The 18884-nt window shown below is 42.9% G+C and carries 21 protein-coding genes; 19 read left to right on the forward strand and 2 right to left on the reverse strand.

The features are described 5' to 3' along the window. Positions 1-18: 18 nt before the first annotated feature. On the reverse strand, positions 19-576 hold the full coding sequence (locus tag IQ13_RS00385) for a hypothetical protein (RefSeq protein ID WP_144883398.1): 558 nt from the start codon (positions 574-576) through the stop codon (positions 19-21). A gap of 60 nt (positions 577-636) precedes the next feature. Between IQ13_RS00385 and IQ13_RS00390 the strand changes: the two genes are divergently transcribed. The 9 genes from IQ13_RS00390 to IQ13_RS00430 all read left to right on the forward strand — a co-directional run bounded on the left by IQ13_RS00390 (position 637) and on the right by IQ13_RS00430 (position 8002). Beyond that, the gene (locus tag IQ13_RS00390; RefSeq protein ID WP_144883399.1) at positions 637-1098 is read left to right on the forward strand and encodes a nuclear transport factor 2 family protein; all 462 of its coding nucleotides are present in this window, start codon (positions 637-639) and stop codon (positions 1096-1098) included. Between the two features lie 91 nt (positions 1099-1189). Beyond that, positions 1190-1462 carry a 30S ribosomal protein S15 gene (rpsO, locus tag IQ13_RS00395; RefSeq protein ID WP_144883400.1) on the forward strand — a complete coding sequence of 91 codons (273 nt, stop codon included), beginning with the start codon at positions 1190-1192 and terminating at the stop codon, positions 1460-1462. Positions 1463-1621: 159 nt separating this feature from the next. Then, positions 1622-3799: a polyribonucleotide nucleotidyltransferase gene (pnp, locus tag IQ13_RS00400; protein WP_144883401.1), complete on the forward strand. Its 2178-nt coding sequence runs from the start codon at positions 1622-1624 to the stop codon at positions 3797-3799. A gap of 60 nt (positions 3800-3859) precedes the next feature. Then, on the forward strand, positions 3860-4678 hold the full coding sequence (gene prmA, locus IQ13_RS00405) for a 50S ribosomal protein L11 methyltransferase (RefSeq protein WP_144883403.1): 819 nt from the start codon (positions 3860-3862) through the stop codon (positions 4676-4678). A gap of 1 nt (position 4679) precedes the next feature. Further along, a complete protein-coding gene (gene plsY, locus IQ13_RS00410; RefSeq protein WP_144883405.1) occupies positions 4680-5306 on the forward strand; it encodes a glycerol-3-phosphate 1-O-acyltransferase PlsY in 627 nt (208 codons plus the stop codon). Positions 5307-5381: 75 nt separating this feature from the next. Continuing rightward, complete coding sequence (locus IQ13_RS00415; RefSeq protein ID WP_144883407.1) at positions 5382-6194, forward strand: M48 family metallopeptidase; 813 nt, start codon at positions 5382-5384, stop codon at positions 6192-6194. Positions 6195-6282: 88 nt separating this feature from the next. Continuing rightward, complete coding sequence (locus IQ13_RS00420; RefSeq protein ID WP_144883409.1) at positions 6283-6798, forward strand: hypothetical protein; 516 nt, start codon at positions 6283-6285, stop codon at positions 6796-6798. Positions 6799-6852: 54 nt separating this feature from the next. Further along, positions 6853-7374: a class IV adenylate cyclase gene (locus tag IQ13_RS00425; protein ID WP_144883411.1), complete on the forward strand. Its 522-nt coding sequence runs from the start codon at positions 6853-6855 to the stop codon at positions 7372-7374. Further along, a complete protein-coding gene (locus IQ13_RS00430) occupies positions 7364-8002 on the forward strand; it encodes a phosphatase PAP2 family protein (RefSeq protein WP_144883413.1) in 639 nt (212 codons plus the stop codon). The genes IQ13_RS00425 and IQ13_RS00430 overlap by 11 nt, the downstream gene beginning before the upstream one ends. On the opposite strand, the gene dnaG is transcribed toward IQ13_RS00430, so the two are convergent. Continuing rightward, a complete protein-coding gene (gene dnaG, locus IQ13_RS00435; RefSeq protein WP_144883415.1) occupies positions 7999-9930 on the reverse strand; it encodes a DNA primase in 1932 nt (643 codons plus the stop codon). The genes IQ13_RS00430 and dnaG overlap by 4 nt on opposite strands. Before the next feature lie 155 nt (positions 9931-10085). Between dnaG and prfB the strand changes: the two genes are divergently transcribed. From prfB to IQ13_RS00485, 10 genes are all read left to right on the forward strand, one after another. Continuing rightward, positions 10086-11181, forward strand: a protein-coding gene (prfB, locus tag IQ13_RS00440) for a peptide chain release factor 2 (RefSeq protein WP_144883417.1) whose coding sequence is annotated in 2 segments (ribosomal slippage) — positions 10086-10145 and positions 10147-11181 — 1095 coding nt in all. Because the reading frame shifts where the segments join, the coding sequence is not laid out codon by codon here. Between the two features lie 145 nt (positions 11182-11326). Continuing rightward, complete coding sequence (gene pruA, locus IQ13_RS00445; protein ID WP_144883419.1) at positions 11327-12958, forward strand: L-glutamate gamma-semialdehyde dehydrogenase; 1632 nt, start codon at positions 11327-11329, stop codon at positions 12956-12958. Between the two features lie 176 nt (positions 12959-13134). Continuing rightward, positions 13135-13707, forward strand: coding sequence for a porin family protein (locus IQ13_RS00450; protein WP_144883421.1), 573 nt, complete (start codon positions 13135-13137; stop codon positions 13705-13707). Between the two features lie 132 nt (positions 13708-13839). Beyond that, entirely contained in the window at positions 13840-14349 is a 510-nt protein-coding gene (pyrR, locus tag IQ13_RS00455; RefSeq protein ID WP_144883424.1) for a bifunctional pyr operon transcriptional regulator/uracil phosphoribosyltransferase PyrR, read from the forward strand. 147 nt (positions 14350-14496) lie between these two features. Beyond that, on the forward strand, positions 14497-15048 hold the full coding sequence (locus IQ13_RS00460) for an RNA polymerase sigma factor (protein WP_144883426.1): 552 nt from the start codon (positions 14497-14499) through the stop codon (positions 15046-15048). Between the two features lie 2 nt (positions 15049-15050). Further along, positions 15051-15458 carry a hypothetical protein gene (locus IQ13_RS00465; RefSeq protein WP_144883428.1) on the forward strand — a complete coding sequence of 136 codons (408 nt, stop codon included), beginning with the start codon at positions 15051-15053 and terminating at the stop codon, positions 15456-15458. A gap of 2 nt (positions 15459-15460) precedes the next feature. Further along, positions 15461-16552 carry a hypothetical protein gene (locus IQ13_RS00470; protein ID WP_144883430.1) on the forward strand — a complete coding sequence of 364 codons (1092 nt, stop codon included), beginning with the start codon at positions 15461-15463 and terminating at the stop codon, positions 16550-16552. 57 nt (positions 16553-16609) lie between these two features. Beyond that, complete coding sequence (locus tag IQ13_RS00475; protein ID WP_144883432.1) at positions 16610-17542, forward strand: aspartate carbamoyltransferase catalytic subunit; 933 nt, start codon at positions 16610-16612, stop codon at positions 17540-17542. Position 17543: 1 nt separating this feature from the next. Beyond that, positions 17544-17876: a DMT family protein gene (locus IQ13_RS00480; protein WP_242009441.1), complete on the forward strand. Its 333-nt coding sequence runs from the start codon at positions 17544-17546 to the stop codon at positions 17874-17876. A 137-nt stretch (positions 17877-18013) separates the two neighbouring features. After that, on the forward strand, positions 18014-18808 hold the full coding sequence (locus IQ13_RS00485) for a DUF4382 domain-containing protein (RefSeq protein WP_144883434.1): 795 nt from the start codon (positions 18014-18016) through the stop codon (positions 18806-18808). Positions 18809-18884: the final 76 nt, after the last annotated feature.

Consider the following 18884-nt stretch of genomic DNA (forward strand, 5'->3'; position numbering starts at 1 on the left):
GTAAAAATTACAAATGAATCATTGCTGCTCTTTTGCACCCAGCCAGATACCAAATGTAATATCTGCAATAAGTGAAAACTTCTTGTTGGCGATCGGATTATATAAACTTGGACCAATGTTGCAATCAAGGCTCAGACGATTCCGGAAGTTACGTTGTATGCCCCATACAACACCGCCATCAACAGTATGTGCAGGCATGCTGTAGCTGTAATTACCATCGCTGCCATAATGGTAATACCTGTTGCTGTATGCATACTTTACAAGCAGTGAAAGATAGTTGGCAGAGTTCAACGCTGTTCGTTTGTTGTTGCGGTCACGCAGGTTCATATTGTAATAATACCGGAAATGCGCAGCTGCCAGGGTACTTGGGGCAAACTCAAATTTATTCCCGAAAAAGTCAGATGAAGAGTAAGACCAGTTAACGGTCAAAGCTGCCCGTCCTTTAACGGTGAAATGGTTGGATATAGGCTGTTCGTATCCGATACCGGGCGAAACAAATGAAATAGTTGCAACTTCTTGTGTTGTTGCAACGACTGTATGCAACAGCACAACAGCGGGTATGATGATCAGGCGCATTTTTGATAAGGTTTAGAACAAAGATTATGATACTTTATTATTAAACGATAACTTGAGAGTATGAATACAATTGAAACGTTTTATGCGGCTTTTAATAAGGGCGATTGGCAAACAATGGCCGATTGCTATCATCCTGAAGCTGAATTTACCGATGAGGTTTTTGTTGGATTGAAAGGTCGTGAAGTGCCGGCCATGTGGCGCATGTTGATCGAAAGGGGAGGCGGCGATATGGATGTTACCTTCAGCCATGTGCAGGAAACAGCCGAAAAGGGTAGTGCCGACTGGGTGGCGGTGTACCTGTTTTCGGCAACCGGGCGCCGGGTTATTAACCGCATTCATGCAGAGTTTGAACTGAAAGACGGGAAAATTTACCGACACCGGGATCGGTTTGATCTGCACAAATGGGCAGCTCAAGCCATGGGTTTCAAGGGAAAACTGCTGGGCAGCACCGGTTTTTTCCGGAAAAAACTGCAGAAAACTGCCCGGGCGGGGCTCGATCGTTATCTTAGCCGGAATATTTAATACCACAAACGCTGCTTTTTTTAACTATTTCCCCTACCTTTGCCGCCAATTTACAGATGTACTATTTGGATGTCAATTAAAAAAATCTGAGATGTCAGCAATTACAAAAGAAAAAAAAGCAAGCATTTTCGCCAACTTCGGTGGCGCTGAAACAAACACTGGTTCTATTGAAGGTCAGATCGCTCTGTTAACTGAGCGTATCAATCACATTTCTGCTCACCAAAAAGCAAACAAGAAAGACTTTTCAACGAATCGTGGTCTGATGCAGTTGGTAGGTAAGCGTAAGCGTTTACTCAGCTACCTGAGCAAGCACAACCTGCAAGGTTACCGTGCATTAATTGAGAAACTCGGTCTCCGTAAATAATCTACGGTCATGTAATAAATCATTATTCCCAACACGTTTTTTTGCGGTTGGGAATTTTGCTTTTCTTAAAGGTTTCTCCTTTCACTTCATTTTTCACAGAATTGCCTGTAAGGCCTCCATCCCGCCTGCCTTGCTTGCCAATTCAAAAACAAGATTTGTATGTTATTAAAACCTATCAGCAAGTCGTTCGATCTGGGTGATGGTCGCATTGTCACCATCGAAACAGGTAAACTGGCTCGCCAGGCCGATGGTGCCGTTACTGTGCGCCAGGGCAACTGCGTTCTCCTTGCTACTGTTGTAGCCAATAAAGAACCAAGAGAAGGACAAGACTTCTTCCCCTTATCCGTAGACTACCAGGAAAAGTTTGCATCTGCAGGCCGTATTCCCGGTTCATTTTTTAAGCGTGAAGCAAGACTGAGCGATTCTGAAGTCCTCATCAGCCGTTTGGTTGACCGTGCTTTACGTCCCTTATTCCCGGAAGATTATTTCTGCGATGTGCAGGTACTCATCAGCCTTATTTCATCTGATGCAGAGGTGATGCCCGATGCATTGGCATGTTTGGCTGCTTCTGCCGCACTCGCTGTTTCTGATATTCCCATCAAAGAAATTATTTCTGAAGCACGTGTAGCCAATGTTGATGGCGAGTTTGTGGTTAACCCAAGCCGTTCACAACTGGCAAAAGCAAGTTCCGATTTCATCATTGCAGCTACCGAAAAGAACCTGATGATGGTGGAAGGTGAAGCTAAAGAATGCAGTGAAGAGGAATTGGTAAAGGCATTGGAAATTGCACACGATGCAATCCGTGTTCAGATTAAAGCACAGCAGGAATTAAGAGATGCAGTTGGTGTAACAACCAAGCGTGACTACACAAAGCCTGTTGTTAACGAAGAACTGAATGCGAAAGTAATTGCCTTTGCAAAAGATAAAGTATATGCTATTTCGAAAGCGGGAAGCAGCAAGCACGAACGCAGCGAAGCATACGATGTATTGAAACAGGAGTTAATCGCAAGCCTCGGTGAAGAAGCAACTGATGCAGATAAAAAGCTTGCAAAGAAATACTACGAAGACCTTAAATGGGAAGTAGTACGTAACATGATCCTCGATGATCGTATTCGTCTCGATGGTCGCCAGTTAGACCAAGTGCGTCCTCTGGAAATGGAAACAGAACCGTTGCCAACACCACATGGTTCTGCATTGTTTACACGTGGTGAAACACAATCACTCACAACTGTTACACTCGGTACCAAACTTGATGAATTGCTGGTAGAAAGTGCAGCAAAAAGCGAATACACAAAATTCATCCTTCATTATAACTTTCCTCCGTTTTCAACAGGTGAAGTAAAGATGATGCGTGGTCCTGGCCGTCGTGAAGTTGGTCATGGTAACCTTGCTATGCGTTCATTGAAACAAATGATGCCTGGAAGTGAATATCCATACACTGTTCGTGTGGTAAGTGATATTCTTGAATCGAACGGTTCGTCTTCTATGGCAACTGTTTGTGCCGGTTCATTAGCGTTGATGGATGCAGGTGTACCTCTTCCAAAACACGTTAGTGGTGTGGCAATGGGATTGATTACACGTGGCGATGGTAAATATGCTATTCTTACCGATATCCTTGGTGATGAAGATCATCTTGGTGATATGGACTTTAAAGTAACCGGTACACGTGAAGGTATTTGCGGCGTGCAGATGGATATTAAAGTAGATGGTTTGAGCATGGATGTAATGCGTGAAGCATTGGCACAGGCTCGTAACGGTCGCTTGCATATTCTTGATGCGATGTATGAGTGTATTGCAGAACACCGTCCGGAAGTGAAACCACATGCACCACGCATGGAGAAACTGATCATCGATAAAGAATTCATCGGTGCAGTTATCGGACCCGGTGGTAAAGTGATTCAGGAGATCCAGCGTGAAACAGGTACAACCATTACCATTGAAGAAGTTGGCAACTACGGTGAAGTAAGCATTTTCTCACAGGAAAAATCAGGATTGGATAAAGCCGTAGCCTGGGTAAAAGGTATTGTTGCTGTTCCTGAAGTGGGTGCTGTTTACGAAGCAACGGTAAAAGGTATTAAAGAGTTTGGAGCGTTTGTAGAATTCCTGCCGAAGAAAGAAGGTTTGTTGCACATCAGTGAAATAAGCTGGAAGCGTTTGGAAAGCATGGAAGGCATCTTCAAAATCGGAGATCAGGTGAAAGTAAAACTCATCGGTCTCGATCCGAAGACAGGCAAGTTCAAACTCAGCCGCAAGGCATTAATGCCAAAGCCGGAGAGTGCTCCCCGTCCTCAACCGCAACCAAAGCAGGATGAGAACAACGGCGAAGAGCGTCTCTAAACTTTCAATGAAATAAGTGAACTTTACAGTCCCGCTGCAAGGCGGGACTTTTTATTGCGTATGAATAACTACATTAAAATTTCTATTCCCGTAGGCAATGAAGAACAACAGGAAATGCTGTTGGCTTTATTAAGTACAGAAGGGTATGATGGTTTTGAAGAAACAGCCGATGCATTCCATGCCTACATCAGCGAAGAAGCATACAATGAACCGCAGTTGGAAGAATTGTTGCAACCTTTTGCACTCAGCTATACAAAAGAAGAAATTGCGCCTAAAAACTGGAATGCAGAGTGGGAGAGTAATTATGAACCGGTGATTGTTGATGAGTTTGTTGCAGTACGTGCACATTTTCATGAGCCTATTGCAACGGTGCAGCACGAAATTGTGATTACACCAAAAATGAGTTTTGGTACAGGCCATCATGCAACCACATGGCAGGTAATGAAACTGATGCAGGGTATCAACTTCAGCAAAAAAAATGTGTTTGATTTCGGCTGTGGTACTGCTGTGCTGGCCATTCTTGCAGAAAAGCTTGGAGCAACGTCTGTACTCGCTGTTGATAACGACGACTGGTGCATTGAGAACTCACTGGAAAATGTTGCTACCAACAACTGCAGCAACATTGTTGTACAAAAAGCCGATGTGCCATCAACACAACAATTCGATATCATATTGGCGAATATCAACCGCCACATTCTGCTGCAATACATGGCAACAATGGCCGCTTCGCTTAACCCCAACGGTTATATCATCATTAGTGGTTTTTATAAAGAGGAGAATCAATTGCTTGTGGATGCAGCAAATGCACAACAGCTGCAACTGGTTACTTCATCCGATCGTAATAACTGGAGTGCCTTATTATTGCAAAAGATAGCATAGTATGCAAGCCCTCTTGTTGATCATATCTGCGTATCTCATCGGTTCCATTCCCACCGCTTACTGGATAGGGAAATGGTTTTTTCATATTGATATTCGGGAGCATGGCAGTAAGAACATGGGTGCATCCAATACTTTTCGTGTACTTGGTTCAACCTGGGGAATTATTGTGCTGGTGATTGATATGGGAAAAGGTATTGCTGCAGTGCAACTGGCGCATGCTGTAAGTGCGTCTATGTGGTTGGGTTATGAAACAACATTCTGGAAATTGGTATTAGGATTAACCGCTGTTGCAGGGCATATCTTTCCGGTGTTTGCAGGTTTCAGAGGAGGGAAAGGAGTGGCAACCTTGTTTGGTGTGGTATTGGCAATACAACCCTGGACGGCGTTAATAAGTGTAGCTGCTTTTGTAGTGGTGGTGTTTTTAACAAAATATATTTCACTCGGTTCCATTGTTGCCGTTGTAGTATTTGCAGCTTGTGTTTGGTTTGCCGTACAGGAAACAAATGTGTATATGCGTTGGTTTTCCGTACTGTCTGCTGTACTTGTCATCTTTATGCATCGGACAAACATCCGGCGCCTGTTTGCAGGTAACGAGAATAAGTTTAAAGGAATAAGAAAGAAAAAATAGGTTTAACTTTTTGAACAATAGCCGGTCGAAAAAATTGGTACACAAATTGGAAATACACTCTAAAATCAATCAGTGATGAAAAAGATTCTTGGATCGTTCGTAGTTATTACAGTTTTGCTTGTTGCCTGTGCGAAGAACCAGGTAACGGGTCGTAAACAGCTTCGGTTGCTACCGGAGAAGGAATTACAATCAATGGCCACACAGCAATACCAGCAGTTCCTGGCGCAAAATAAAATTGTATCGGCAACGGTAAATAAAGATGCGGAAATGGTAAGACGTGTGGGTACACGTATTGCCTATGCCATTACAAAGTATTACGAGCAGCAGGGAAAATCGGCAGTATTGGATGGATATACCTGGGAGTTTAATCTTGTAGACAACAAAGAAGTGAATGCATGGTGTATGCCAGGTGGTAAAGTAGTAGTGTATACAGGCCTTTTACCGGTTACACAAAACGAAGCTGCATTGGCTGTGGTAATGGGTCATGAAATTGCACATGCCATAGCCCTGCATGGTAACGAACGCATGAGTTTGGGTGTAGTACAGCAATTAGGTGGTGTTGCACTCTCGGTGGCATTGGCGAACAAGCCTGCCGAGACGCAAAACCTGTTTTTAAATGCGTATGGTATTGGTTCAACAGTGGGAGGCACGCTTCCTTTCTCCCGCAAGCAGGAGTTAGAAGCCGATCAGTTTGGATTGCGTTTTGCAGCCATGGCCGGTTATAATCCACAGGAGGCCGTAGCGTTCTGGCAACGCATGGCAAAAGCCAGCAGCGGACAGAAACCACCGGAAATTTTAAGCACTCACCCATCCGATGAAACACGTATCGCAAAAATGGAGCAATATGTAAAAGAAGCCATGCCGTACTATAAGCCGGTAGGTAAGTAATTGAAAAATATATATTTAGATAGAAAAAGCCGGCGGTAAGCCGGCTTTTTTATGTCTGCAAAAACAAAAAAATGTTTGTTGATAACCCGTGAAACATGGGGAAAATTGGCTACCTTTGCCATCCACTTTAGTTCTCATCAAAATTTACATTGGCATGTCTATTTCTCTCTTGGAAAAACTCCAATTGAACGAAGAAAAGAACTTATTAATTCAGGGCTTACCCTCTTCAATCGAAAAACAATTTGTAAAGTTATCATTCGCCAAGAATGTAACACCGTTGTTACGTAGTAAGAAGATCGATTTTGCCCTCGTCTTTGCAGTAAATCAGAATCAATTAAATGGAATCTTAAAGGAAGTGTTGCCCGCATTAAGCCCTAATGCTAAATTCTGGGTGGCCTATCCGAAATCGGCTTCCAAAATTGTGAGTGATTTAAACAGAGACGGAAGCTGGCAGTTTGTGTGCCAGTGCGGATTTGAAACTTCAGAAGAAGTAGTGCTGGACCACGTATGGACTGCAATGCGCTTTGAGCGTGCAATTGCGTTAGCTCCGAAACCAGCAAGATCAACAAACAGAACTTCAAGGTTAACACCGGCTGAAGCGTAAATCCGTTCACCAACTAATTCACTAGCCGTCTGTAAAGGCGGCTTTTTAGTTTACATGAGCCATAACAATATTGAAATAAAAGCACGCTGTGCCGATCCGGCCTTTATTCGTGCATATCTGCAACAGCAGCAAGCCCGTTTTGTTGGAGTTGACGAACAGACCGACACGTATTTTCATGTGCCAAACGGTCGCTTAAAATTGCGGCAGGGCCCAATTGAAAACGCATTGATTTTTTATAACCGGGAAAACAAAGCCGGTCCGAAATTGAGTGAGGTGCAACTGTTTCAGGTGCCTGCACAGAGTGATGCACTGAAAGCACTGCTTACAAAAGCAAACGGTGTTAAAGTGGTGGTTAAAAAACGCAGAGCCATTTATTTTATCGGGAACGTAAAGTTTCATATTGATGAAGTGGAAGGCTTAGGCAGCTTTGTGGAAATAGAAGCAATCGATACCGATGGCAGCCTTGGTTTAGAAAAAATTAATGCACAATGCCAGTATTATGTACAGGCTTTTCAAATAGCCGAAACCGATCTTTTAACGCATTCTTACAGCGACCTGTTGCTGAATGCATCTTAGTTTTGCAAAGGCCATGAACTGGAAATACAATCATCCCTTACGAAACCTATTTACCTATGCAACAGTCGTGTTGTTGCTGATTGGTGTAGCAGCTCTTTTCTACTGGAATAAGGAAACAGTTTTTCTTGCACTCAATAACCGGCATACCGATGTGGCAGATATTATTCTGAAGTACTTTACGTATGTAGGTGATGGTATTTTTATGGCTGCACTGGGCATTATTCTGTGGTTGCTGGGTAAAAAGAAACTGGGTTTACTGTTAATCCTTTCTTTTATCGTTAGTGGATTATTAGCACAGGGAATTAAACGGCTGGAGCAACGCCCTCGACCCGGTTTGTATTTTAAAAAGCCCGAAGTCATTCATAAAGTAGATGATGTATTACTGAAAGGGCATAATAGTTTCCCCAGCGGACATACCACTACAGCTTTTGCTACATTCAGTCTGCTGGCATTTGCAACCCGCAATAAATTGGTCCAGCTGTTCTTTTTTGTTGTGGCAGTACTTGTTGGTTATTCACGTATTTATCTCGGGGCACATTTTGCAGAAGATGTTTTGGCCGGTGCAGCACTCGGCTTCAGCAGCTCTTATTTTCTATGCTGGTTGTTGCGAAAGAAAGATTGGGATTAACGAACAATAACGGTACCCAATGCCCTTGTTAACTCCATCTCCAGCTCTTTCAGATGCTGATGTGTTTTAAGGAGCGTAATCAATTCTTCATCGCTGTGCGGTAGCTCCATGTCACGCTGGTTTTCATCAACCATTTTTTTGATCTTACGCAGCTTCAGGTACGTTAAAACAGATTGCAGTTCCTGCACATACAGGTCTTCTTTGGTAGGGAAGGGTTTTTCGTAAATACGGATCCAGTTCGGACTTAATTCATTACCGAAATCAGATAAGGAGACCACCAGTTTACTGATGGTTTGATCTTCGTGGAAAAGAAAACCTTTCAAGGTAGGTTCTGTTCCTTGTAGATACGCATCACGGTAAATGTTTGATAAATGAAGCAGCTCTGCATCTTCAACCATTCCCCATTCATCTACCTCAGCAAATACATGTTGAGCTACAGTCGTCTGCTCATCCCATGGTTGTAAACCAAACTCCAGTAACAGGCAAACCAAAGCCCGTTCATTTTTAATGTCAAGATTAAAAAACTCAACAGTGTCTGTGTAGCCAACTTCAGGAGGTGGCATATCGGGTGGCACATCTGTAACTGCCTGTTGAAAACGTTCCTCCTGTTTAATGACACGCTCGCTGGTAAGCTTGTTCACCAACGTAAGCAAACCTGCCTCGTCAATCTTCAGCAGTTCTGCACTTTTTTTAATGTAGTCCTGCTTGCGTGTAAAATCTTCAACCTTGTTAATACGGCTGATGCTTTCGGCGATGGTATTAACAGCCGCTGCTTTTTTGGTTGAATCGTTGCCTGCATCTTTCAGCATTACTTCCAGCTGAAAAAGGATCACATCTTTTTTGTTGTTACGGATAAACTCGTTGAAGCCTGCTGCGCCAACTTTGTTCACATAACTGTCGGGGTCTTCGTTATCAGGAATGAGAACCAAACGAACATTCAATCCTTCTTCCAATGCAAGATCCAATCCACGCATGGCGGCTTTTACACCGGCAGCATCACCATCGTAAAGAATGGTAAGATTGTTTGTGTATTTTTTGATTAACCGTAACTGATCCTGTGTTAACGAAGTTCCGCCACTGGCAACAACATTTTCAATACCCGCCTGGTGCAATGAAACAACATCGGTATAACCTTCTACCAGTAAACATTCATCGTTCTTATCAATCGATTGCCTGGCGAAATAAGTACCGTACAGGATTTTACTCTTAACGTACACTTCGTTCTCCGGTGTATTGATATACTTCGGTGCATTTTCTTTTTTACCGATAATACGTGCGCCAAAGCCAATGATTTTTCCGGTATTGTTGTGTACAGGAAAAATGATGCGTTCACGATAGTTGTCCATCAACTCGCCGTTACGTTCGGCAACAATGCCTGTTTTAGTTAACAACTCAGGATTGTATTGCTGACGCAAGGCCTCGCTGGTAAATGCATCACGCTGGCGGGGAGAGTAGCCTATTTGAAATTTATGAATGATGTCTTCCCGGAAACCACGCTCTTTTAAATAGCTTAAGGCGATGGCCTGTCCTTCTTCGCTTTCGAATAACTGTTTGGAAAAAAACTGTTGTGCAAAAGCGTTGATGATGTGCAGGCTGTCGGCTGTTTGCCGCATCTCTTTTGCTTGCGGTGAAGAGAAGGTTTCTTCAACAGTTACATTGTATTTGTTCGCCAGGAACTTCAGCGCATCAACATAGCTGTACTTCTCATGTTCCATGAGAAAGCTTACAGCATTACCACTCTTACCACAACCAAAACATTTGTACAATTCTTTGGCGGGCGATACGGTAAACGAAGGCGTTTTTTCATTGTGAAACGGGCAATTACCAAGATAGTTGGCACCACGTTTCTTCAACTTCACAAAGCCGCCTACTATTTCTACAATATCGATGCGGCTTAAAATCTGTTGTATGGTTTCCTGCGAGATCAAGGGGGGCAAATTACGAAGAAAAGTCCGGAAGACTGGAAGTCAGGAAGACCGAAAGTCAGAAAGTATCAGCCCGATAAATCAGCAGCTTCTTTCTTTCGGACTTTCCGACTATTGGCTCCCGACTTCCGACTCTTTCCCTTACATTTGCACCCGTTATGACAATCGAAAAATTAAACGATATAAGGGAACGCATTCTTGTCCTGAGGAGGTTTCTTTGACGTCGAGAGCCGTCAATATAAAATCGCAGAAGACAAACAACTCTCTCTGAGTCCCGGTTTCTGGGACGATAATAAGCGGGCAACGGAGATTCTGAAAGAAATCAAGAACAATGAGTATTGGGTGAATCTCTATGAAGCGACCAATACAGCTGTTGAGGATTTTGCTGTGCTCTTCGAATTCTGGAAAGGCGGCGACGCTACAGAAGAAGAAACAAAAGAAGCATACGAGAAAGCAATTACTGCAATTGAAGATGCTGAGTTTAAAAGCACGCTTAATCAACCCGAAGATGAATTGCCTGCTGTATTACAGATCAACTCCGGTGCAGGTGGTACCGAAAGCCAGGACTGGGCACAGATTCTTGCACGCATGTACCGCATGTACGGCGAAAAGCAGGGCTGGAAAGTAACTGAACTAGACTGGCAGGATGGTGATGGTGCCGGTATTAAAACCTGTACACTGCAGTTTGAAGGTCCGTTTGCTTACGGCTTCTTAAAAGCAGAGAATGGGGTGCATCGCCTGGTGCGTATTTCACCGTTCGATAGCAATGCCAGAAGACATACCTCTTTTGCCAGCGTGTATGTGTACCCGTTAGTGGATGATACCATCGATATCGACATCAAAGAAAGTGATGTAAAGATGGAAACAGCCCGAAGCGGTGGTGCAGGTGGACAGAACGTAAACAAGGTGGAAACAAAAGTATTCCTCACACACATTCCAACAGGTATTGTGGTGGTTTGTCAAACAGAACGTTCGCAGCTGGGCAACCGTGAAAAAGCGATGACCATGCTGAAGAGCCGTTTGTACGAGGACGAACTCCGCAAACGCAATGAGCTGAAGGATGCCACCAATGCCAACAAAAAGAAGATCGAGTGGGGCAGCCAGATACGCAGCTATGTATTCCATCCGTATAAAATGATCAAAGACCACCGTACCGAATACGAAGTAGGGAATGTGCAACCGGTAATGGATGGCGAGCTGGATGGCTTTATTAAAGCCTACCTGATGAGTGAAAAAGAAGCCGAATCAAAATAAGATACAACCGATATAGCCCCCGCTGAAAGCGGGGGCTTTTTTTTGTGCAAACGGAAGCACAAAGCATATGAGCGATAGTTTGTACCTTGCGCACACTTTACGCAGACTATTGCGAAAGCATCGTAAAAAAGAAAAAAACTATTGTATGAATCTTGGTTATTTCAACTATCCTTTACCGGCCAACGAACCCGTATTAAACTACGCCCCCGGTTCTGCCGAAAAGAAACGTTTAAAAGAAGTACTGGCTGAATTAAAAAGTAAAGAAGTGGATGTGCCGATGTACATTGGTGGTAAAGAAGTACGCACCAATAAAAAGTTTGCATTAAAAGCGCCACATGAACACAAGCATATATTAGGTTATTATCACGAAGGTGAAGAGAAGCATGTATACCAGGCTATAGATGCGGCATTAGCAGCGAAAGAAGCATGGACCAATATGAGTTGGGAAAACCGTGCAAATATTTTCTTACGTGCAGCTGATCTCATTGCAACAAAGTACCGTCCGTACATGAATGGTACAACCATGCTGGGACAAAGCAAGAATGCCTTCCAGGCAGAGATTGATGCTGCTTGTGAAATCATCGACTTCCTCAAATTCAACGTACATTTCTTAAGCGAAATCTATCGTCAGCAGCCCATCAGTGGTTCGGGTATGCATAACCGTATGGAGTATCGTCCGCTCGAAGGATTTGTACTGGCAGTAACACCTTTCAACTTTACTGCAATTGGTGGTAACCTGCCAACAAGTGCTGCGATGTGCGGCAATGTGGTGATCTGGAAACCTGCACACACACAGATCTACAGTGCGCAGATGTTCATGAAGATTTTAAAAGAAGCAGGCTTACCCGATGGTGTCATCAACCTCATTTATGTGGATGGACCAACTGTAGGTAAAGTTTGTTTTACACATAAAGAATTTGCAGGTGTACACTTCACCGGTTCAACAGGAGTGTTCAACAACATGTGGGAAACCATTGGTAAGAACATGAGCATGTACCGTTCGTATCCACGCATTGTTGGTGAAACAGGTGGTAAAGATTTTGTGATGGTCCACAAGAGTGCCGATCCGGATGTAGTGGCAACAGCATTGCTGCGTGGTGCGTTTGAATACCAGGGACAAAAATGTTCAGCAGCATCACGTGCTTATCTGCCATCAAATATTGCAGAAAAAGTAAAAAAGAAACTGGTAGCAGGTGTCAACAGTTTTAAAGTAGGTACAGTGGAAGATTTCACCAATTTCGTGAATGCCGTGATTGATGAAAAGAGTTTCGATAAAATCAAAGCATACATCGATGGCGCCAAGCGTTCAAAGAAAGCAAGCATCTTGGTAGGTGGCGAATGCAATAAGAAAGAAGGATACTTTGTGCAGCCAACCATCATCGAAACAACTGATCCGAAATACACAACCATGTGCGAAGAAATTTTCGGACCGGTATTAACCATCTATGTGTATCCTGCCAATGAGTATGAAAAGACATTGGAGTTGGTTGACAGCACTTCACCCTATGCATTAACAGGATCCATCATCGCACAGGATCGTTATGCAGTTGAGTTAGCAACAGCAAAACTCCGCAACAGTGCAGGTAACTTCTACATCAATGATAAACCAACAGGTGCAGTGGTTGGTCAGCAACCGTTTGGTGGTGCACGTGCAAGTGGCACCAACGATAAAGCAGGTTCAATTCTCAATCTCTATCGTTGGTTAAGTGCACGCACCATTAAAGAAACATTCAACCCGCCGACAGATTACCGTTATCCGTTTTTAGGTGAAGAATAATTAAGCAGATTAATCATACTTGCAAAAGCTGCCCGTAAGGGTGGCTTTTTGTTTTTTATACAGGTATTTACAAACAAGTAAACAAGCAGTTAGGTACAGTGCAGTTTGTTTTGGCACGGTTTTTTAAAGGGTAGGTTTGTCTTCGCCGGCGATATTGTTCATTAAAATCAATTACAATGAAAGCATTCATAATTTCAGGAGCGTTTTTATTTATGGCAGGATCTGTACTTGCACAGCATAGCAATGTGCATGTAGGCTTAAAGGGAGGTTTGAACATTTCAAACATTGCAAGTTCACCCAATGCAGGTTTCGATGCGAAAGCTGGTTTTCATGCAGGCGGTTTAGCACATATTCATCTGAATAAACAATGGGCCATTCAACCGGAAATTATGTACTCCGGACAAGGCGCACAAAGCAATGATGTAAAAACAAGATTGCATTATGTGAATGTACCTGTACAACTGCAATACATGTTCGATCGTGGTTTTCGTATTCAAACAGGTCCGCAGTTGGGTATGCTGGCAGCTGCCAATGTACAACAGGGCGATGTAAAAACAAATGTAAAAAGCTCATTTAAAACAGCAGAGCTGGGCTGGACGATTGGTGCCAGTTATGTTGGCGAATCAGGACTTGGCGTGGATGCCCGTTACAATTACGGCATCACCAATATCAACGATGCCAGTTCGGTAAACTTGTATAACCGCAATGTGCAGGTAGGTGTATTCTATGTATTTAAACACAAATATTAATAGCAGGGAAGTTGGGTAAAGGGCTGTACAAAGGTGCAGCCCTTTTTTGTGCAGTACTGTTTCCTGTAACACGAAACAGTAAGTATGAACGAGTTTAGACATTCGTATGTATTTTTATAAAAATTTCAGCGAGTGAAAACGATCTTATCGAACGAACAACTGCAACTTACGATACAGCGTCTCAGCCATCAATTGATCGAAAACCATTACCCGTTTGCCGAAACGGTGATTGTAGGTTTACAGCCGAGAGGTATTTTCCTGGCCGATAAAATAGTAGCAGCCATCCATGAAAATTATCCTGATGTGAAACTGCACTACGGCAAGCTCGATATTACCTTTTATCGGGATGATGTGCATAAGGAATTGCACATCGCCAATCAAACCACCATCGATTTTGATATTGAAAACAAAAATGTAATCCTCATTGATGATGTGCTGTACACCGGCCGTACCATCCGTGCTGCTATGGATGCATTGGTTGATTTCGGCCGTCCTGCAAAAGTGGAACTACTGGTGCTCATCGATCGCCGCTTCAACCGCCAGCTCCCTATCCAACCCGATTATACCGGCAAAGCCATCGATTCCATCCTCAGTCAAAAAGTAACGGTTGACTGGCATAAACCGGAAGTTGTGTTGCATTAGCAAAGAGGGCAGAGGAACTGCCTGTACACAAAAAATTACTCTTGTCAATTCACTCCCCAATCAATTTATTGATTGGGGAGTTTTTTTTATGCTCTTTTTTCGACCTTTTTTCGATATTCCCGTATAATATTAAAACAGGCGCATTACATGCAGAATGGCTGGGACACTGAATTAATAGAGCGATGTAGAAACGGAGATGCAAACGCATTCAAACAACTTGTAGAAAGTTACCAGGGGATGGTATATGTATTTGCATTCAGGATGCTTTGCCAGGAAGAAGATGCAAAAGATGTGGTGCAGGAAGCCTTTATTAAAGTATGGCGAAACCTGTCGAAATACAATACTGCATTAAAGTTTACTACCTGGTTATATAAGATCACGGCCAACTGTTGTTATGATCAGCTCAGGAAAGGAAAATATCGAAAACAACAGGTGGAGATCGACCAGGTAAAGCATGTTTGTGAACAAATGCTGCAGAGCAATATGGAGCAAAAGATCATGAATAAAGACCTGGCTGCGGTCATCAGCCAGCTTACACATCAACTTACGCCCAAGCAAAAGCTGGTGTTTACCTTAAAAGAGTTGGAAGGATTTGAGGTAAATGAAATTTCAATCATCACTGATCTTTCGCCCGAAAAAATAAAAAGCAATTTATACCTGGCCCGAAAAACTATTCGTGAACAACTTGAAAAAATGTGAGTATGCAATTGTCGGATTCCTATCAAAAAATGATCACTGCTCTGCAAGATGCAAAGCCGGCACTTGCTGATGCTGATGGCCTGGCCAATTCTATTATTGAAGCTATTGAGAAGGATAAAGTGAGCCAACAAAAAAGCAGGATCTATTACCTGTTCAGGAATGTAACAGTTAGTGCTGCTGCTATGTTGGCGGGGGTGTTTCTCTATCAAACATTTTTAGTTGATGAGGAACAATCACAAACGAAGCCGGGCATTGCAATAAATGCTGAAGCACCTGAAAAACCAGCTTTAATTGACCGGGAGAATTTAGTGCAATCGCTTATGACCTATATCAACGATCAAAAAACAGCAAGAGATAAATTCAAAAGAAATATGCAGGATTATACATTCAACAATATAAACCCACGATAAAGATGAAGAAGATACTTTGGATAATTTTAGCTGCAGCACTTTATTCCTGTGAGCCGGGAAACATGACAACTATTATTCACCCTGATGGAAGTTGTGAGCGGGTGTTGGTTGCAAAGGCTACTGATGCATTTATAAAAGGCGATAGCACAAGTAATCCTTTTCCTGTTTCAATTGATAAAAACTGGAAAGTGCAATGGCAGTATAACGGAGATGAACAATTCAGCGAATGGCCTTTAAGCAATTGGATACGGCAACCGCAAGACAGTGCGAAAGAAATTAAAGTGTATGCCACAAGAAAATTCACATCAGCAAGTGAAATGGCAAAAAACTTTCGGTTTAATACCAAAAGCAAATGGAATGATCTTATTCCCCGGCCTGTGTTTGAGAAAAAGTTCAGGTGGTTTTATACGTACTACAGTTACAGCGAAGCTTATCCCCGGTTACCGATTAAATTTCCATTGCCTATAGAAAACTATATGCGTAAAGAAGAAGCTGATTATTGGCTTACAGGTACGCCTGTTTTCGATAAAGGAATCAGTGGTATGGATCTGTACGAAAAACTGGATAACATAAAAGATAAATTCGAAACCTGGGCTTCAGCCAATGCATGGGAATTGCAATACGCAGCTGTGCTGCGTAATCTCGATCAATTTCCCGGTAATCCGGGTGCTGAAAAAATGGTACAGGAGAAGGATAGTATTTACAAATCGGTCAGCAACGAAAGCAAAGAAGATTATAAAGTAAAAAACATTGGCGAAGTATTGAATCGTTGGTTTTCTACCACTGCGTTTAATCCCTTACTGAACGAACAAAGTGCAATAAGCAGGGAAGTAAATAATCCTGCGGAGATGGAGAAGTTGAATGACTATACGTCCACTTTTTTTAAATACCGGTTGGTTATGCCGGGGCAATTACTAACAGCCAATGGCATGATCGAACAGGATACAATTTCCTGGAACCTCGATGCCACAAAGATGCTGAACAGCGATTATACACTTACTGCTACTTCAAGAAAGATGAATATATGGGCGGTTTTTGTGTCGGGCATTATTGTGATTTTGGCACTTGTGCTATTGTTTCGAAAAAGGTCTTAGGTCGACCGGCAGGTTCAATTTTGGCTGTTATCGAATTTGCTTTAACTTCGCTCTTTAATGCAACTATCCACTCGTCATCTGCTCGGCATTAAAGATTTAACGGCACAGGATATCCAGCTCATCCTCGATACGGCCGCTCAATTCAAAGAAGTTTTACAGCGACCCATTAAAAAAGTTCCTTCGTTGCGTGATGTAACGATTGTGAATCTTTTTTACGAAAACTCAACCCGTACACGTATTTCGTTTGAGTTGGCAGAGAAACGACTCAGTGCCGATACCATCAACTTCACCGCATCGGGTTCTTCGGCTGCCAAAGGCGAAACCCTGCTGGATACGGTGAACAATATCCTTAGTATGAAAGTGGACCTGGTGGTGATGCGTCACAGCGCCAGCGGTGCACCGCATTTTTTAGCGAAGCATATTCCTGCAGCCATTGTAAACGCAGGCGACGGCATTAACGAACATCCTACACAGGCATTGCTCGATGCGTTTTCCATCAGAGAAAAATTAGGCACACTGCAAGGAAAGAAGATCGCCATACTTGGCGATATCATGCATAGCCGTGTAGCACTCAGCAATATTTATCTGTTAAAGAAGATGGGAGCAGAAGTAACTGTTGCAGGTCCGCCCACACTTATTCCAAAATATCTACAACAGGCATTTGGCGTTAACGTATCGTATAACATTGAAGAAACCTTAAAGTGGTGCGATGTGGCGAACGTATTACGGATTCAGCTCGAACGCCAGAACCAGCCCTTGTTCTCTTCGCTGCGTGAATACAATTTAGCGTATGGCATTAACCGTAAGCTGCTCGATTCGCTCAACAAAGAAATTGTCATCATGCATCCCGGCCCTATTAACCGTGGTGTGGAGCTTGACAGTGATGTGGCCGACAGTAAACAATCCATCATTCTGCAACAGGTAGAAAATGGGGTAGCTGTAAGGATGGCTGCACTATATCTGCTGGCAGGTAAACGCTCCGAGAATTAAGATGCTGCGGGTTATAACACTACTTGCGTTCTCCAACATCTTCATGACCATCGCCTGGTATGGCCATTTAAAACAACAGAATGTGCCCATCTGGAAAGCAATCATTGCCAGTTGGCTCATTGCCTTTGTAGAATACTGTTTTATGGTGCCCGCTAACCGTATTGGTTACGAAAATGGCGTGAGTGCTTTTCAGTTAAAAATGATACAGGAAGTAATTACACTGGTTGTGTTCAGCGTGTTTGCGGTGATGTATCTGAAAGAACCGTTTCACTGGAAATACATTGTAAGTTTTCTCTTTCTCTTAGGAGCTGTTTACTTTATGTTTAAAAAGTAACAACACATTTTTCCGCTTCCGTAACGTATATGCCTGTTCAGGCAGTACCGTTTCCCGTTCAGTTTTATTCGCTTTTCAGCAGCAGCTATGTACAATAGTTTTGAATTGTTCATTCTTAACAATTTAAAACTGATTGTATGAAAGCCATGTTCAACGTAATCATCGCAACAGCAGTTTCTGCCTGCTTGCTTTTATCCTGCAGCAAAGAAAATTCCGGAACTACCAATGGAAAACAACAGGTGAAAATTTATTTAACCGATAACCCGGTTGCATTTCAGCAGGTGAATGTTGATATCCAAAAGCTGGAAATAAAAGTAGAAGTGAAAGACAGTACCGGCGGCGAAAGAGAATTTTGGGAAACATTGCAGATACGTGCAGGCGTGTACAATATTCTCAACTTCCGCAATGGTGTAGATACCTTGTTTGCACAGGGCTTGGTAACAACAGGCGAAATCAAAAAGATACGCATCACATTGGGCAACCGTAACAGTGTAATGGCCGATAGTGTTGTGTATCCGCTGTTGCTGAAGAAACCACAGGTAATGATTGATGTGGATGATATTTCATTAATCAATCCATCGGCAGTAAAAATCAATATTGATTTTGATGCATGCGGTTCAATTATAAAAATCAACAATAATAGTTTTGAACTGCAGCCACGCATCCGTACGTTTTCCGATGAGCACGACGGACGCATTGAAGGAAAAGTACTGCCACGTGAAGCAGCAGCGATTGTATCTGTTATCAGCAACGGAGATACGTTGCTGGCCATTCCTGAAAACGATGGTGAATTTAAAATTCGTGGCATCAAATCAGCTGTTGTAGATGTGTTTGTAAACGCAACCGCCAGTGGCTACAGAGATACAACATTGCGGAATGTACAACTCAACAACAGAGAAGTAAAACTGCCGGCAATTATTTTGCAGAAATAGGTGTGGTAAGTCTGTTGAAAAACCAACCGGGCTGAAAAGCCCGGTTTCTTGTTTTTCATCATCATTAATGAAAAAA

Source organism: Lacibacter cauensis (assembly GCF_007830055.1).
Lineage (GTDB): Bacteria > Bacteroidota > Bacteroidia > Chitinophagales > Chitinophagaceae > Lacibacter > Lacibacter cauensis.

Excerpts from the sequence above, each read along its gene's own strand:
- IQ13_RS00385 (WP_144883398.1), bottom strand. The coding sequence starts at position 576 with ATGCGCCTGATCATCATACCCGCTGTTGTGCTGTTGCATACAGTCGTT.
- IQ13_RS00390 (WP_144883399.1), top strand. The coding sequence starts at position 637 with ATGAATACAATTGAAACGTTTTATGCGGCTTTTAATAAGGGCGATTGG.
- rpsO (WP_144883400.1), top strand. The coding sequence starts at position 1,190 with ATGTCAGCAATTACAAAAGAAAAAAAAGCAAGCATTTTCGCCAACTTC.
- pnp (WP_144883401.1), top strand. The coding sequence starts at position 1,622 with ATGTTATTAAAACCTATCAGCAAGTCGTTCGATCTGGGTGATGGTCGC.
- prmA (WP_144883403.1), top strand. The coding sequence starts at position 3,860 with ATGAATAACTACATTAAAATTTCTATTCCCGTAGGCAATGAAGAACAA.
- plsY (WP_144883405.1), top strand. The coding sequence starts at position 4,680 with ATGCAAGCCCTCTTGTTGATCATATCTGCGTATCTCATCGGTTCCATT.
- IQ13_RS00415 (WP_144883407.1), top strand. The coding sequence starts at position 5,382 with ATGAAAAAGATTCTTGGATCGTTCGTAGTTATTACAGTTTTGCTTGTT.
- IQ13_RS00425 (WP_144883411.1), top strand. The coding sequence starts at position 6,853 with ATGAGCCATAACAATATTGAAATAAAAGCACGCTGTGCCGATCCGGCC.
- IQ13_RS00430 (WP_144883413.1), top strand. The coding sequence starts at position 7,364 with ATGCATCTTAGTTTTGCAAAGGCCATGAACTGGAAATACAATCATCCC.
- pruA (WP_144883419.1), top strand. The coding sequence starts at position 11,327 with ATGAATCTTGGTTATTTCAACTATCCTTTACCGGCCAACGAACCCGTA.
- IQ13_RS00450 (WP_144883421.1), top strand. The coding sequence starts at position 13,135 with ATGAAAGCATTCATAATTTCAGGAGCGTTTTTATTTATGGCAGGATCT.
- IQ13_RS00460 (WP_144883426.1), top strand. The coding sequence starts at position 14,497 with ATGCAGAATGGCTGGGACACTGAATTAATAGAGCGATGTAGAAACGGA.
- IQ13_RS00465 (WP_144883428.1), top strand. The coding sequence starts at position 15,051 with ATGCAATTGTCGGATTCCTATCAAAAAATGATCACTGCTCTGCAAGAT.
- IQ13_RS00470 (WP_144883430.1), top strand. The coding sequence starts at position 15,461 with ATGAAGAAGATACTTTGGATAATTTTAGCTGCAGCACTTTATTCCTGT.
- IQ13_RS00475 (WP_144883432.1), top strand. The coding sequence starts at position 16,610 with ATGCAACTATCCACTCGTCATCTGCTCGGCATTAAAGATTTAACGGCA.
- IQ13_RS00480 (WP_242009441.1), top strand. The coding sequence starts at position 17,544 with ATGCTGCGGGTTATAACACTACTTGCGTTCTCCAACATCTTCATGACC.
- IQ13_RS00485 (WP_144883434.1), top strand. The coding sequence starts at position 18,014 with ATGAAAGCCATGTTCAACGTAATCATCGCAACAGCAGTTTCTGCCTGC.